The sequence below is a fragment of the Rhizobium sp. CCGE 510 genome (assembly GCF_000292525.1).
Lineage (GTDB): Bacteria > Pseudomonadota > Alphaproteobacteria > Rhizobiales > Rhizobiaceae > Rhizobium.
This window is the reverse complement of record NZ_AEYF01000044.1, coordinates 384,434-398,347: the sequence shown is the minus strand read 5'-3', so window position 1 is coordinate 398,347 and position 13,914 is coordinate 384,434. Positions and strand designations below refer to the sequence as shown.

Sequence of the window (13,914 nt, the reverse complement as noted above, 5' to 3'; positions counted from 1 at the left end):
CGCCCCTCATCCGGCTGCCGCCACCGTCCTTCCGGACAAGCCGCGACCTCTCGTCCCACGCCTACATCACGTATGGCACGTCCCCTCACCCCGCAAGCGGGGCGAGGGTTAGGGGCAGTCCAAAACGCCTACTTCGCAAGCTTCGCCAGCGCCGCAACCAGGCCCTGCGTCGAAGAATCATGCGATGCCGCACTCTCCTTGCCCTCGACAACCGGCAGCAGGCCGGTCGCCAGTTCCTTGCCGAGTTCGACGCCCCACTGGTCGAAGGAGTTGATGCGGAAGAGCACGCCTTCGACGAAGACCCGGTGTTCGTAAAGCGCGATCAGGCGGCCGAGAGCATAGGGCGTCAGCTTGTCGTAGACGAAGGTGATCGACGGCCGGTTGCCGGTGAAGACGCGGTGCGGGGCGATGAAATCGGCTTTTTTGTCGTCCATGCCCTTGTCGGTCAGCTGCTTCTTGGCTTCGTCGAAGCTGCGGCCCTTCATCAGCGCTTCCGATTGGGCGAGAACGTTGGAGATCAGCAGCTGGTGCTGATGGCGCAGTTCGGGCTCGAAAGCGTTGGCGCCGATCATGAATTCGGCCGGGATGATGCTCGTGCCCTGATGGATCAGCTGATAGAAGGCGTGCTGGCCGTTGGTGCCGGGCTCGCCCCAGACGACCGGGCCGGAATTGCCCTCGACCGGCGTGCCGTCGATGGTGACGCCCTTGCCGTTCGATTCCATGTCGAGCTGCTGCAGATAGGCGGGAAAGCGCGACAGGCGCTGGTCGTAGGGCAGGATGGCGCGGGTCGAATAGCCGAGCACGTTGCGATGGTAGAAACCGATCAGGCCGAGCAGCATCGGCAGGTTCTCGGTAATCGGTGCCTTACGGAAGTGATTGTCGATGGCATGGGCGCCATCGAGGAACTTGCCGAAATTATCCGGGCCGACGGCGATCATCAGCGGCAGGCCGATCGCCGACCAGATCGAGTAGCGACCGCCGACCCAGTCCCAGAAGCCGAAGACGCGGGCGCTGTCGATCCCGAAGGCGGAAACCTTGTCGAGCGCCGTCGAGACGGCGGCGAAGTGGTGTTGCACAGCCGCTTCACCGAGCGCCTTGGCGATGAACTTGCGCGCCGTCTGCGCATTGGTCATCGTCTCCACGGTGGTGAAGGTCTTCGAGGCAACGATGAACAGCGTTGTCTCAGGCTGCACCAGCTTGAGGATATCGGCGATATGGGCGCCGTCGATGTTGGAGACGAAATGCGCCCGCGGGCCGTCATGGAAGGGGGCAAGCGCCAGCGTTGCCATCACCGGGCCGAGATCCGAGCCGCCGATGCCGATATTGATGACATCGGTGATCGCCTTGCCGGTGGCGCCCTTCAGTGTGCCGGAGCGGATGTCGTCGGCAAACTTGCCCATGGCGGCAAGCACCGCATTGACGTCGGGCATGACGTCCTTGCCGTCGACCAGAACCGGCGTGTTGGAGCGATTGCGCAGCGCCGTGTGCAGAACGGCGCGATCCTCGGTGAAATTGATCGCCTTGCCGGAGAACATCTCCTCGCGCTTCTTTTCGACGCCGCCCTCTTCGGCAAGCTTGACCAGCAGCTTGAGGATGTCGTCGTTCACCGCCGTCTTGGAAAAATCCATCAACAGGTCGTCAAGCGAAACGGAAAAGCGTGAAAAGCGCGCGGAATCGGAGGCGAAGGCGGCACGGATATCGGTTGCCTTGGTGGCATCAGCGGTGCTTTTCAGCTGTTCGACGATGGCGTTCATGGGAGGCTCCTCTAGAGGCGGAAAGGTTGCGGAAACTATTCGCTTTATCGGGGGCAAATCAAGTTCAGCCGCCACTCCGGATACAAAAAAGCCACCCGCGGCAGGCGGATGGCCGTCGATTTCATCAGATTGTCAAATTCAGCCGCGCAGGTCTTTGCGCAGGATCTTGCCAACAGGCGACTTCGGCAGTTCGGTGCGGAATTCGATGAAGCGTGGGCGCTTGTAGTTGGTGAGGTTGGCGATGCAATGGGCTTTCACCTCGGCTTCCGTCAGCTTCGGGTCCTTCCTGACCACGAAGAGTTTGACCGCTTCGCCCGAATGCCCGTCCGGCACGCCGATCGCCGCCGCTTCGAGGATGCCGGCATGCATGGCGGCGACTTCCTCGATCTCGTTCGGATAGACGTTGAAGCCTGAAACCAGGATCATATCCTTCTTGCGGTCGACGATCTTGGTAAAGCCGCGGTCATCCATGTAGCCCATGTCGCCCGAGCGGAAATAGCCGTCCTCCGTCATCACCCGCGCCGTTTCCTCCGGCTTCTGCCAGTAGCCGGCCATCACCTGCGGCCCGCGGATGCAGATCTCGCCGACGTCGCCGAGCGGCAGCGAATGGCCGTCCTCGTCGCGGATATCGAGGTCGGTGGAGGGCATCGGCAGGCCGATCGTGCCAGTGAATTCAGCCGAATCGAAACGGTTGGCGGTGGCAACCGGCGAGGTCTCGGAAAGGCCGTATCCCTCCGTCACCGGCGTCCCCGTGATCTTCAGCCAGCGTTCGGCAACCGGGCGCTGCACCGCCATGCCGCCGCCGAGCGACATGATCAGCGGCGAGAAGTCGAGCTTGGCGAAATCGGCATTGTTCATCAGCGCGTTGAACAGCGTGTTGAGGCCGGGGAAAATATGCACATCGGACTTGCCGAATGCCTTGACGAGGCCGGGAATGTCGCGCGGATTGGCGATCAAGATGTTGCGGGCGCCGAGCGACATGCCCATCAGCGAATTCACCGTCAGCGCGAAGATGTGGTAGAGCGGCAGGGCGCAGAGGAAATTCAGCACCTCGGGCTGCTTCTTCCGCTCGAAGGCCGAGCGCAGCCAGAGCGACAGCTGCAGCTTGTTGGCAAGCAGGTTTGCATGCGTCAGCACCGCACCCTTGGCAACGCCGGTCGTGCCGCCGGTATATTGCAAAAAGGCGATGTCGCTGCCCGCAAGTGTGACCGGTTGGAGGCCTTTTTTCGCACCTTCGCGCAGCACCTGGGCGAAGCTCTTGTGCTCAGGGATCGACCAGGCCGGAACGAGCTTTTTCACCTTGCGCACGGTGAAATTGACGATCAGTCCCTTGACCCCCAGCATGTCGCCGAGCGAGGTGACGACGACATGTCTGAGGTCGGTCTTGTTCAAGACCTGCTCGACCGTGCGGGCAAAATTCTCCAGCACGAAGATCGCCTTGGCGCCGGAATCGCGCAGCTGGTGCTCGAGTTCGCGCGGCGTATAGAGCGGGTTGACGTTGACGACGACGAGGCCGGCCCGCAGGATGGCATAGGTCGCGACCGGGTTCTGCAACACGTTCGGCATCATCACGGCGACGCGGTCGCCCTTCTCAAGGCCGGTGCTCTGCAGCCAAGCGGCGACCTTGCGCGTCTGGCTCTCCAAGTCGCGATAGCTCATTGCCTTGCCCATGCTGGCAAAGGCGGTCCGGTCGGCGTAGCGGGCACAGGATTTTTCCAGCAGTTCCGCCAGCGAGGCATATTCCAGCGGCGGGAGTTCGGCCGGAACCATAGCGGGATAGGCGGCAAGCCAGGGCTTCTCAGGCCTGGCGCCGTTCGGATGGACGGAAATGCTGTTCATCGTGTCTCTCTCCCCTGCGGCCGCCGCGCCGACGATCGGTCGGCAGATCGACCGGAAAGATCCTCCATCTTCCAGTCCGGCAGCTTATGCCATTGCTCGAATGGTTCAAGCCGAATTGAAGCTATACTAACCTTGACGTAAACGTCAATAATGGCCCGTTCGAGCAGCGGAACTTTGAGTATAGCGCCACGTTGTCTAGGTACCCCGTGAGGAACCAAAGGAGATGCACAATGCTCAATCAGGAAACTGACGCCAACCGCCGTGACCCGAACGCGAAGAGCACGCATTCGCTGATCGCCAGCGACCGTGTCGAAGGCACCCGTGTCTATGGCGCCGATGGCAAGCATATCGGCTCGATCGAACGTCTGATCATCGGTAAACTCGACGGCCGCGTCGCCTATGCCGTACTGAGCTTCGGCGGCTTCCTCGGCATCGGCCACGATCACTATCCGCTTCCCTGGGAAAAGCTGAACTACGACACCCAGCTGGATGGCTATCGCATCGACCTGACCAAGGAACAGATCGAAGGCGCACCGAGCTACGCGGACGATGACGACAGCTGGTACAACGACAATGGCCGCCGGGTCTATGACTACTACGGCGTGCCGCCCTACTGGATGTAATCTCGTTCGATCGGCCGAACTGGAAGGGCTCCGCGAGTGCGGGGCCTTTTGGTGTGGCGGTTTACCGCGGGTCAGCCCCTCATCCGCCTGCCGGCACCTTCTCCCCGTAAACGGGGCGAAGGGGGATAGCCGCGAACTCTCCGTCCCCCGCCAACCTCTCGCAGGGCACGTCCCCTCTCCCCGTTTCGCCCCGTTTACGGGGAGAGGGTTAGGGTGAGGGGCAACCCCTACCGCGACCCTGCCACAAGATCATTGGCCGACCGCAAAACCGTGCCGACGACAATGTCATCGGCGGATATCACCTTGATCGTCCTGACCGCAAACACATGGCTCTCGCCCGGCAGCAGCGTCACCAGCATCGAATCGACAACGGCATCCGGGTCCAGCCGATCCGCCATCAGGCAGAGATCCTTCAGGAAACTCTCAGCAGTTACCGCAACCGCAAACCCGCCATCGATCGCTGTGACATCGACGCTCAGACGCGGCGCCGGCAGGGCAAGCTCGATATCCTCGACGAAATAATGAAGGGCCCGCCTGTCGAGCATCTCGACGACGATGACCTCGTCCTTCGGTAAGTCTGGCCTGACGATATCTTCGGGCAGCGGAAATTCCTTGGCCTCGAAACGGTCGCAGAGCAGCCGCCAGAATTCGAATTCGGCAAGCACGGTGCCGTCGAGCCTCAGGCGTCTGCCGGCGATCTTTGCCCGCCAGAACAATGTGCGTTCATTGACCGCCACTGCCGAAAGACTGTCGCCGCGCGGCTGGATGGTCAGCAGGCGTGGATCATAGGCGGCCTTCAGCGCATACCAGAGCGGCTTGCGGCGCCCGGCTGAATCGAGTGCCGCCCATGAGGTCACCGGCCAGCAGTCGTTGAACTGCCAGACCACTGCGCCCTTGCAGATATCGCGGTGAGAACGCATGTGCTCGATGCCGAAGCGGATGGCGCGGGCCTGGTTGAGCTGGGTGGCGAAGTGCCAGTCGTCCATCGTCTTCGGCTCCGGCAGATGGCCGGCAAGGCCGCGGATCAGCTTGTCGTTGCCTTGGGTGGCCTTCTGATGGTGGAAGACGCCGTTCGATTGCGGCGTCAGCGGCGCGTCGTGCACGCTCTCTTCGATCGTGGCCCAGGCGGCCGGCGCCTGCCAGCCGAATTCGGAGCAGAAGCGCGGGATATAGTTGCGATAGACTTCGTAGCCGACATCGTTCCAGACGTCCCAGATATGTTTGCAGCCATGGCCGTCGGCATTGGGTTCGATCTCCATCGAGCCGGAATAGGGGCTGCCGGGATAATAGGGCCGGTCGGGATCGAGTTCAGCGCAGAGTCTCGGCAGCAGGTCGAGATAATAGCCGAGCCCCCAGCTTTCATCAGCCTTGATGATCGGCCGCCAACCCCATTCGTCGAAGCCCCAGATGTTCTCGTTGTTGCCGTTCCAGAGGATCAGGCTGGCATGCGGCATCAGCCGCACGACATTGTCGCGCACTTCAGCCTCGACCTCGCTCCTCAGCGGCTCCTCCTCAGGATAGGCGGCGCAGGCAAACAGGAAATCCTGCCAGACCAGCATGCCCATGCGGTCGCAGGCTTCGTAGAATTCATCGGTCTCGAAGATGCCGCCGCCCCAGACGCGCAGCATATGAATGTTGGCGGCCTTTGCCTCGTCGATGCGCGCGGCATAACGCTCGGCCGTCACCCGCGAGGGGAAACAATCGTCGGGTATCCAGTTCGCGCCCGCGACGAACAGCGGCACGTCGTTGATGACGAAGGTAAAGGCCGAACCATGCACGTCGGCCGAGGTGTCGAGCCGCAAAGAGCGGAAGCCGAGTTCCCGCTGGTAGCTATCAAGCAGATCGCCGCTGGCACCGTCGACGAGCTCAAGCGTCAGGGGATAGAGCGGCTGCGCGCCGAGATGATGCGGCCACCAGAGTTTTGGCGACGGTAGGATAAGCTCGAAGGAAACCTCGTCTTCGCCAGCGCCGATCGCTACCGTCGTCGTGGCGCCGCCGATCGTCGCGACAAGCCGGCAAGCCGCCCCGTCGTTATGGCGCGCCAATCTGGCATGGATCTTCACCAGCCCGTCGCCGCCGGCAAGCGTGGCCGACACCCGTGTCTCGGCAAGCCGCGCCCGATCCCAGCTTTCCAATCTGACCGGTTTCCAGAGGCCCGCCGTCACCAGCGTCGGCCCCCAGTCCCAGCCGAAATTGCAGGCCATCTTGCGCATCAGATTGCCCGGTCCCGGATAATTGTTGGGACGGTAGCCGTAATGTCTCTCCATCTCGGCGCCATAGGCATAGGCGGAACGGAAGGTAACGGTGAGCTCATTCTGGCCGGCTTTCAGCAGTCTCGAAACATCGAAACGATAGCTGCGGTGCATATTGAATGTACGGCCGATCTCTTCGCCGTTGAGCGCGATCAACGCGATCGTATCGAGCCCGTCGAAGACCAGCTCCTGCACCCTGCCATCGTCAGGGGTCGCTTCGAAGGTGCAGCGATAGGTCCAGTCGACCTTGCCGATCCAGTCATTGGTGATCTCGTTGACGTCGATGTAGGGATCGGCGATCAGCCGGTTGGCGAGAAGGTCGAGATGCACGCAGCCCGGCACCGTTGCGGGGATGGCATCAGGCAGGCCAGGCCTTGCTGTATCGTTGCAGGAGAGCGTCCAGCCGGAAGTGAGCGTGGTCTTCTCGATCATGGATGGCTCCTGATTTATGCCGCTCGAAACTGTGGGATGAGGTGTTCTGGGAAGGGTGCCGCCGCGATCGGGCGCGGCGTCAGATCTGTCAGAGAAACCGGCCGTGGCGCTGCAGCACTTCGATCTTGTAGCCGTCGGGATCGCTGATGAAGAAGAACAGGCCGAACAGCCTGCCGTCGCGGTTGAGCTCCACCAGCTCGCCGGGATTGAGCCCCAGTTTCGACAGGCGCTGGCGCTCGATGGCGACTTCGTCGACCGAAACCGCGAGATGGCCATAGCCATTGCCCAGATCGTAGGGCGCGGTCCGGCCCTTGTTGACCGTCAGTTCCAGCTCGAAGCCGGTCTCGGTATTGCTTAGATAGATCAGCGTGAAGGTGTCGAAATCGACGCGGTCGGCGACCGAAAGGCCGAACGCCTTGCCATAGAATTCGACCGAGCGCGCCTCGTCGAGAACACGGATCATCGAGTGGATCATCTTCGCCAAGTCTGCCTCCCATTGCACGACAGCGCCGCACGTCTTTTTAGACGAGCAAAGGACGCTGTAGCACTTTGAATTACGGCAGTCTTGGTACCCGTTCCCTTACGCCGTGCGCAAGCCGATTCTTCGGGTGATCGCCGCTTCGACCATGCCCATGGCGTCATAGATCAGCACCGCCATCAGGCCGACGATCAGCCCGCCCTGCAGGATGAAGGCGGTATTGTCCGATATCAGCCCGGCGATGATCACCTCGCCGAGGCCCTTTGCCGCCACCGTCGAGCCGATCGTCGCCGTGCCGATATTGATCACGGTCGCGACCTTCAGCCCTTCGAGGATCAGCGGCAGGGCCAGCGGCAGCTCGACGCGGAACAGCCGCTGGGTGCCGTTCATGCCCATGCCGTCGGCGGCATCGAGAACCTGCGGCGACACCTGCTTCAGGCCGGCGACGGTGTTTTCGAAGATCGGCAGCAGGCCGTAGAGAAACAGTGCGATCAGCGTCGGCATGGCGCCGAAGCCGGTGGCGGGAACGGCGAGCGCCAGCACCGCGACCGGCGGAAAGGTCTGCCCGGCATTGGCGATAGCGCGCGACAGCGGCAGGAAGTCGGCGCCGCTTTCCCGCGTCACGAAGATGCCGCCGACAACGGCGAGCACGGCGCTGCAGGCGATCGATCCAATGACGAGTTGCAGATGCCCGGCGGCCAGCGAGGCGAGACTGTTCTGCGTATAGACGGCAGGCGCATTGTTGCTGGTCAGCGGCACGAGCAGGAAGGAAAGCCACTCGGTCCTGAACAGCAGGATCAGCAGCAAGACCAGCGCCGCCAGGCGGAAAAGATTGGCGACGACGAGTTTCATGCCTTGCGGCCCAGTTCGAGAAGCCGCGTCATCGAGATCGATCCCACCGGCGCCTTCTCACCGTCCTGCACTGTCGCCTCGTCGACGCCCTGCCAGATCATTTCGGCCAGCGCATCGCGCAGACTGAGCGACTGCGGCAAGGCATAGGCGAGGCCGCTCTTGGCCGGTTCCATGCTCTCCCTCAGCGGCAGCAGCGACATCAGCTTCAGCGCCCGATCGGAGGTGCCGGTCAATTGCTGGACGAAGGGATCGGCGGGTTCGGTGAGGATCTTTTCCGGCGTCGAGCATTGCAGCAGCCTGCCCTCGCTCATCACCGCGATCTGGTTGCCGAGATGGAAGGCCTCGTCCATGTCGTGGGTGACGAGAATGACTGTGGTGCCGAACTGCTTCTGGATCGCCAGGAGATCGTCCTGCGCCTTGCCGCGGATGACCGGATCGAGCGCCCCGAAGGGTTCGTCCATCAGCAGCAGTTCGGGTTCGGCCGCCAGCGCCCGGGCAACACCGACGCGCTGCTGCTGGCCGCCGGAGAGCTGATGCGGATATTTGTCGGCGAAAGTGGCCGGATCGAGGTTGAAAAGCCCGAGCAATTCCTCCACCCGGCGGGCGATACGGGCCGAATCCCAATCGAGAAGCTGTGGTACAGTGGCGATATTCTGCGCCACGGTCCGGTGCGGAAACAGGCCGTGCCCCTGGATGGCATAGCCGATCTTGCGGCGAAGCTCGGTCACCTCGACGTCGATGACATTCTGCCCGCCGACGAAAATCTCGCCTTCGGTGATCGGCACCAGCCGGTTGATCATCCGCATCAGTGTCGATTTGCCGGAACCCGACGTGCCGACGATGACGGTGATCTCGCCTTTCTCGACGCGCATCGAGACATTGTCGACGACGGTGGCAGCACCGTAGCGTTTGGTGACGTTCCTGATCTCGATCATGCTCATGCGGCGGATCCCCGGATGCTGTCGATGACCGCATCGAGGATGACGGCCGATGAGAAGGCGAAGAACACGGTCGGCACGGCGCCGAGCAGGACCAGGTCCATGGCCGTCTGGCCGAGCCCCTGGAAGATGAAGATGCCGAAGCCGCCGCCGCCGATCAGCGCCGCGATCGTCACCATGCCGATTGCCTGCACCAGCACGATGCGGATGCCGGTGAGGATGACGGGAAAGGCAAGCGGCATGTCGATGCCGGTGAGGATCTGCCGGCGCGTCAGCCCCATGCCGGCCGCGGCATCCCGCACCGAGGGGTCGACGCCCTCAAGGCCGACGACGGTGTTGGCGACGATCGGCAGCAGCGAATAGAGCACCAGTGCGATCAACGCCGGCGCCGTGCCGATGCTGCGAATGCCGATCGCGGCGGCGAACGGCACATGGGTGGCGAGATAGCCGAGCGGCAGCATCAGCAGGCCGAAGAGCGCCAGGCTCGGGATCGTCTGGACGAGGCTGAGCCCCTGCAGCACGATAGCCCGCAGCTTTGGCACCCAGAAGCAGAGGATGCCGAGCGGCAGGCCGAGAATGATGGCGATGGCCAGCGAGCCGAAGGCTAGCAGCAGATGCGAGATCGCTTCCGTCTCGAACTGCGGCGCCCGCGTCGAGAACTCCTTCATGATCGACAGGCTGTCGAGCAGGCCGGAGGAAAGCGAGAGGAAAAGCAGCGCCGCATAGGCCGCAAGGGCTGCGACCCGCATCCACGGCGCCAGCCGGATTTTCACCAGTGCATCGGAGATGACGAGCCCGATCACCGCAAACAGCGCCCAGAAACCACCGCCGGGCGTCATCCGCGCCACCGTGCTGCCCGGTGGCGTCGCTGCCGTCGAGGTGAGGCCGATCGCAACGATCAGCGCCGCAAGGCAGAGTGTGGCGATGGCAAGCCGGGCAAGGGCGTTGCGCAGCAACAGCGTGGCGAAAGCGGTGAGAACGAGCAGGATGGTGAGGATAATGACGGAGGGCTGGGGAAGAAGCTGCGTCAGCAGCATCGGCTTGCCGGCGGCGATCCGGTTCGCCTTGACGTAGATGAAAGGCATCAGTGCCGTCGCCGCGATGCCGCCGGCCACCAGAACCACGCCGAGCCGGTCCAGCCTGCGGACCGCTGAGGTTTCTTCCATCAAATCAACCCTGTCTGAGCAATCCCGTCCGGCCAAACCTACCATTAAAGAGAGGCTCCGCCCGCAATCGGGCGGAGCGAGTGATGATTACTTCAGGAAGCCTTTTTCCTTCAGATAGGCTTCTGCGACGGACTTTGCCGGCTCGCCGTCGACCTGGATCTTGGCATTGAGCTTGCGCAATTCGTCGGCGGTCAGGCTCTTGAAGATCGGCGACAGCACTTCCTCGATCTTCGGATTGGCCTTCAGAACCTCCTCGCGGATGATCGGGGTGGGCGCATAGACCTGCTGCACGTTCTTGTCGTCTTCGAGAACGGTGAGTTCCGCCGCTTCGATCGCGCCATCCGTGCCGTAGACCATGGCGGTGTTGACGCCGTTCGTCTGGTCGGCCGCCGCCTTGATCGTCGCCGCCGTGTCGCCGCCGGACAGAACCACCATCTGGTCGGGCTTCAGCTGGAAACCGTAGGTCGTCTGAAAGGCAGGAAGCGCGCCTGCCGAATTGACGAATTCGGCGGAGGCCGCAAGCTTGGCGGCACCGCCGCCGGCAACCCATTTTCCGAAGTCCGTCAGGCTCTTCAGCTTGTTCGGTTGGGCAACATCGCTGCGCACGGCGAGCGCCCAGGTGTTATTGGCAGGCGACGGCGTTAGCCAGACGATCTTGTTGGCGTCGTAATCGAGCTTCTTTGCCAGCTCATAACCCTGGTCGATATTCTTCCAGGCGGCGTCATCGGCCTTGTTGAAGAAGAAGCCGGCATTGCCGGTATATTCAGGGTAGATGTCGATTTCGCCGGCGGTGATCGCCTTGCGCACGACGGGTGTGGCGCCAAGCGCGATGCGGTCCTGCGTCTTGATGCCGTTCGCTTCGAGAGCGAGCGCAATGACGTTGCCGAGCAGCGTGCCTTCGGTGTCGATTTTCGACGAGACGACGACATCTGCAGCGTGAGCCGCACCCGCCGCAAAGGCGGAGAGCGTGACGGCGAGTGCGAGTTTCTTCAGCATGGAATATCCCCTTGGTTGACACCGTTAGCACTTTGAATTGCTGCATTATGCAGGTGCGCAAGCCTCGGGCGGGAGGTTTGCGCACAAGAAGCCTGTCGGCCAGCGCGATGAGATCGCATCATGCCGGTATTGCGTGCGTGATGGAAATAGCGTGCACGCCTGAAAAATCGATGCAAGCCCCCTTTAGTATTTGCAGCCGCGCCACGATTATGGCGGCGAATGCCCCGCCGCGCGCGGAAACGCATTCCCTTTTCCAGGGCCGGCGCGATTTGTTTTTGTCCCCTTGCGTGTTTCCGCGATATTCCCCGGCTCTGTTGCGGATTTCCGCCGCCCGGATTTTTCTATAGGGAAACGATAGCCGCCCTCTGCGAAAGCAGGGATATCTTTTTTCATGAACACATCATATCGTCCCGTTTTTCCAGCGCTTTCCGGAGGCGGCTCGTTTGCATCTTGGTGCCCTGTTTACCGCCCACCATGTTCTGACCTCCGGTTCGGTGCGCGAGACGGGGCGGCGCTTTCAGCTGTCGCCCTCGACCGTGTCTGCGGCCATCCATCATCTCGAAACCGAGCTGGCGATGAAGCTGACGGAACGCGCCTCCGGCGAGCTGGTCATGCTCATCGCCAGCGGCAGGGTGCTGGAAGGCCTGGCGCCGCTCACCGCCGCGATCGGCGAGCTTGGCCAATTCACCGGCCATGACGGTACGACCACGGACGCCATCGAGGCCGCCGATGCTTGCGATGCCTGGGCGTCACGCATCCCCGTCAAGGTCGTCACCATCGAGCGTTTTCTGGAGGTGGCCGACCAGGGCAGCATCAATCGGGCCGCCCGCCGCCTTCGCTTGGGGCAGCCGCAGCTTTCGCTTCAGCTTGCCAATCTTGAGAAATTTCTAGGTCACCGCCTGTTCGAGCGGCAGGCGCAGGGGTCGGTGCTGACGGAGGAGGGCAGACGCGCCTATCAGATCTTCACGACGATCAGCCAGGCTTGGAACGATCTGAAATCATCGGCCGACGAGCGGTATCGGCGCGCCGCCCGGTCGCTGCGCATCGGCTCGATCATTCCCACCGGATCGGAAAGTTGGGTGGCTCGCTGCCTGGGCTCGCTGATCTCCGAATGGAATGCGCGCCGCAACAACAATGCAATCTCGCTGGTTTCGATGACCGCCGACGATCTGCGCGAGGCGCTGAAGAGCGGCCGCATCGATGTGGCGATCCTCGATTCGGTCTTCGGCCTTGAAAGCTTCCGCCATCGGGAATTGCTGCAGACCGACATGGTGGTGATCGCGCCGCCGTTCAGTACCGAAACCACCGTCGCCGATCTCGTCGCCGGCCACCCGATCTGCATGCCGAGCCCGCGCACCGGTCTCGGCCACGCGGCCATGGCCTTCAGCGACGAGCGCGCGCCGAACCGGCGTTTGCGCAGCCGGGATATCACCGCGGCGGATTCGCTGCCTGTGATCGTCGACCTCGTCGCCAATCATGGCTACGTCTCCTTCCTCGGCCGGGTCAGCGCCATGCCGATCGCCGACAAGGTGCGCATCGTCGATCTCGACGAACATCTGCCGATGTCCTATCACGTCGCCTTCAACCATCGCAAAGCCGCCGCCGATGCCTGCGCCGTCATCATCGAGGCGGCGGCGAGAATTACGTCGGAAACCGTCGCGCCGACCATGGCGCGCGACAAAGCCAGGGAGAGTGCCGCGTGACCGTCCTGCTCGAAGTGTGTGTGGATAGCGCCGCCGGCCTCGCCGCCGCCATCGAGGGCGGCGCCGGCCGCATCGAGCTTTGTTCGGCGCTGGAGCTCGGCGGTCTGACGCCGCTGCCGAGCCTGATGCGGATCGCCGCCAGGACGCGCATTCCCGTTTATGCAATGATCCGCCCGCACGCCGGTCCCTTCATCTTCGACAGGAAGGATGAGGAAGCGATGATGCTCGATATCGATGCCGTGCGCGCCGCAGGCCTTGCCGGCGTCGTCATCGGCGCCAATCACCCGGACGGCACGCTCGATATGCCGCTGATCCACCGTCTGAAGACGCATGCCTCAGGCCTCGGCTCGACGCTGCATCGCGCTTTCGATCTGGTGCCGGATGCCGACTACGCGCTGGAACAAGCGGTCGAGCTCGGCTGCGAACGTATCCTCACCTCCGGCTGCGCGCTGAAGGCGGCCGACGGTCTCGAAACCCTGAAGCGCCTCTCGGCAAGGGCCGCCAGCCGCATATCCATCATGCCTGGCAGCGGCATCCGCCCCGGCAATGTCGGCGCCATCTTGCAGGCGACCGGTGCTCGCGAGGTCCATGGTTCCTGCAGTTCGCCGGTCGAAAGCGCCGATCCGCGTGCGGTCGCGTTCGGTTTCGAGGCGAAGAGTACGAACAAGACGGATGTCGCGGTTGTGAGGCAGATGCGAAGGGCGATTGAGGCGGGAGTTTAGCGACGCGGCTTGCCCCTCATCCGGCTGCCGCCACCTTCTCCCCGCTCGCGGGGAGAAGGGACCATGCCGTGATCTCTCTCCGCTCTCACCTCGCTCTCGCAACTCGCCCCGTTTACGGGGAGAGAGCTAGGGTGAGGGGCAGCCACTGGCGCGAAGCGG

At 62.8% G+C, this 13,914-nt stretch carries 11 protein-coding genes and 1 pseudogene; 3 read left to right on the top strand and 9 right to left on the bottom strand.

Annotated elements, in window-relative coordinates; all coding sequences use genetic code 11:
- Window positions 1–128: 128 nt before the first annotated feature.
- Window positions 129–1,754 (bottom strand): glucose-6-phosphate isomerase, encoded by a 1,626-nt coding sequence (pgi, locus tag RCCGE510_RS21980; RefSeq protein ID WP_007633629.1) that lies wholly within the window; start codon window positions 1,752–1,754, stop codon window positions 129–131.
- Window positions 1,755–1,892: 138 nt separating this feature from the next.
- Window positions 1,893–3,593, bottom strand: coding sequence for a long-chain fatty acid--CoA ligase (locus RCCGE510_RS21975; RefSeq protein WP_007633626.1), 1,701 nt, complete (start codon window positions 3,591–3,593; stop codon window positions 1,893–1,895).
- A 230-nt stretch (window positions 3,594–3,823) separates the two neighbouring features.
- Between RCCGE510_RS21975 and RCCGE510_RS21970 the strand changes: the two genes are divergently transcribed.
- Window positions 3,824–4,216 (top strand): PRC-barrel domain-containing protein, encoded by a 393-nt coding sequence (locus RCCGE510_RS21970; protein WP_007633624.1) that lies wholly within the window; start codon window positions 3,824–3,826, stop codon window positions 4,214–4,216.
- 227 nt (window positions 4,217–4,443) lie between these two features.
- On the opposite strand, the gene RCCGE510_RS21965 is transcribed toward RCCGE510_RS21970, so the two are convergent.
- From RCCGE510_RS21965 to RCCGE510_RS33645, 7 genes and pseudogenes are all read right to left on the bottom strand, one after another.
- Entirely contained in the window at window positions 4,444–6,900 is a 2,457-nt protein-coding gene (locus tag RCCGE510_RS21965; RefSeq protein ID WP_007633619.1) for a glycoside hydrolase family 2 protein, read from the bottom strand.
- Between the two features lie 88 nt (window positions 6,901–6,988).
- Window positions 6,989–7,384 (bottom strand): VOC family protein, encoded by a 396-nt coding sequence (locus tag RCCGE510_RS21960; protein WP_007633617.1) that lies wholly within the window; start codon window positions 7,382–7,384, stop codon window positions 6,989–6,991.
- A 96-nt stretch (window positions 7,385–7,480) separates the two neighbouring features.
- A complete protein-coding gene (locus RCCGE510_RS21955; RefSeq protein ID WP_007633615.1) occupies window positions 7,481–8,230 on the bottom strand; it encodes an ABC transporter permease in 750 nt (249 codons plus the stop codon).
- Entirely contained in the window at window positions 8,227–9,171 is a 945-nt protein-coding gene (locus tag RCCGE510_RS21950) for an ABC transporter ATP-binding protein (RefSeq protein WP_007633612.1), read from the bottom strand. The genes RCCGE510_RS21955 and RCCGE510_RS21950 overlap by 4 nt, the downstream gene beginning before the upstream one ends.
- Window positions 9,168–10,334, bottom strand: coding sequence for an ABC transporter permease (locus RCCGE510_RS21945; protein ID WP_007633610.1), 1,167 nt, complete (start codon window positions 10,332–10,334; stop codon window positions 9,168–9,170). The genes RCCGE510_RS21950 and RCCGE510_RS21945 overlap by 4 nt, the downstream gene beginning before the upstream one ends.
- Window positions 10,335–10,421: 87 nt before the next feature.
- Window positions 10,422–11,267: pseudogene (locus RCCGE510_RS21940) on the bottom strand (ABC transporter substrate-binding protein); the annotation flags it as partial.
- A gap of 270 nt (window positions 11,268–11,537) precedes the next feature.
- On the bottom strand, window positions 11,538–11,723 hold the full coding sequence (locus tag RCCGE510_RS33645) for an acetyltransferase (protein WP_240539678.1): 186 nt from the start codon (window positions 11,721–11,723) through the stop codon (window positions 11,538–11,540).
- A gap of 50 nt (window positions 11,724–11,773) precedes the next feature.
- Between RCCGE510_RS33645 and RCCGE510_RS21935 the strand changes: the two genes are divergently transcribed.
- Window positions 11,774–13,033, top strand: coding sequence for a LysR family transcriptional regulator (locus RCCGE510_RS21935; RefSeq protein ID WP_007633608.1), 1,260 nt, complete (start codon window positions 11,774–11,776; stop codon window positions 13,031–13,033).
- Window positions 13,030–13,755, top strand: coding sequence for a copper homeostasis protein CutC (locus tag RCCGE510_RS21930; protein ID WP_007633605.1), 726 nt, complete (start codon window positions 13,030–13,032; stop codon window positions 13,753–13,755). Before RCCGE510_RS21935 ends, RCCGE510_RS21930 begins: the two co-directional genes overlap by 4 nt.
- Window positions 13,756–13,914 lie beyond the last annotated feature (159 nt).

Coding starts and splice junctions, on each gene's coding strand:
- pgi (WP_007633629.1), bottom strand. CDS start 1,754: ATGAACGCCATCGTCGAACAGCTGAAAAGCACCGCTGATGCCACCAAG.
- RCCGE510_RS21945 (WP_007633610.1), bottom strand. CDS start 10,334: ATGGAAGAAACCTCAGCGGTCCGCAGGCTGGACCGGCTCGGCGTGGTT.
- RCCGE510_RS21970 (WP_007633624.1), top strand. CDS start 3,824: ATGCTCAATCAGGAAACTGACGCCAACCGCCGTGACCCGAACGCGAAG.
- RCCGE510_RS21965 (WP_007633619.1), bottom strand. CDS start 6,900: ATGATCGAGAAGACCACGCTCACTTCCGGCTGGACGCTCTCCTGCAAC.
- RCCGE510_RS21950 (WP_007633612.1), bottom strand. CDS start 9,171: ATGAGCATGATCGAGATCAGGAACGTCACCAAACGCTACGGTGCTGCC.
- RCCGE510_RS21955 (WP_007633615.1), bottom strand. CDS start 8,230: ATGAAACTCGTCGTCGCCAATCTTTTCCGCCTGGCGGCGCTGGTCTTG.
- RCCGE510_RS21975 (WP_007633626.1), bottom strand. CDS start 3,593: ATGAACAGCATTTCCGTCCATCCGAACGGCGCCAGGCCTGAGAAGCCC.
- RCCGE510_RS33645 (WP_240539678.1), bottom strand. CDS start 11,723: ATGAAAAAAGATATCCCTGCTTTCGCAGAGGGCGGCTATCGTTTCCCT.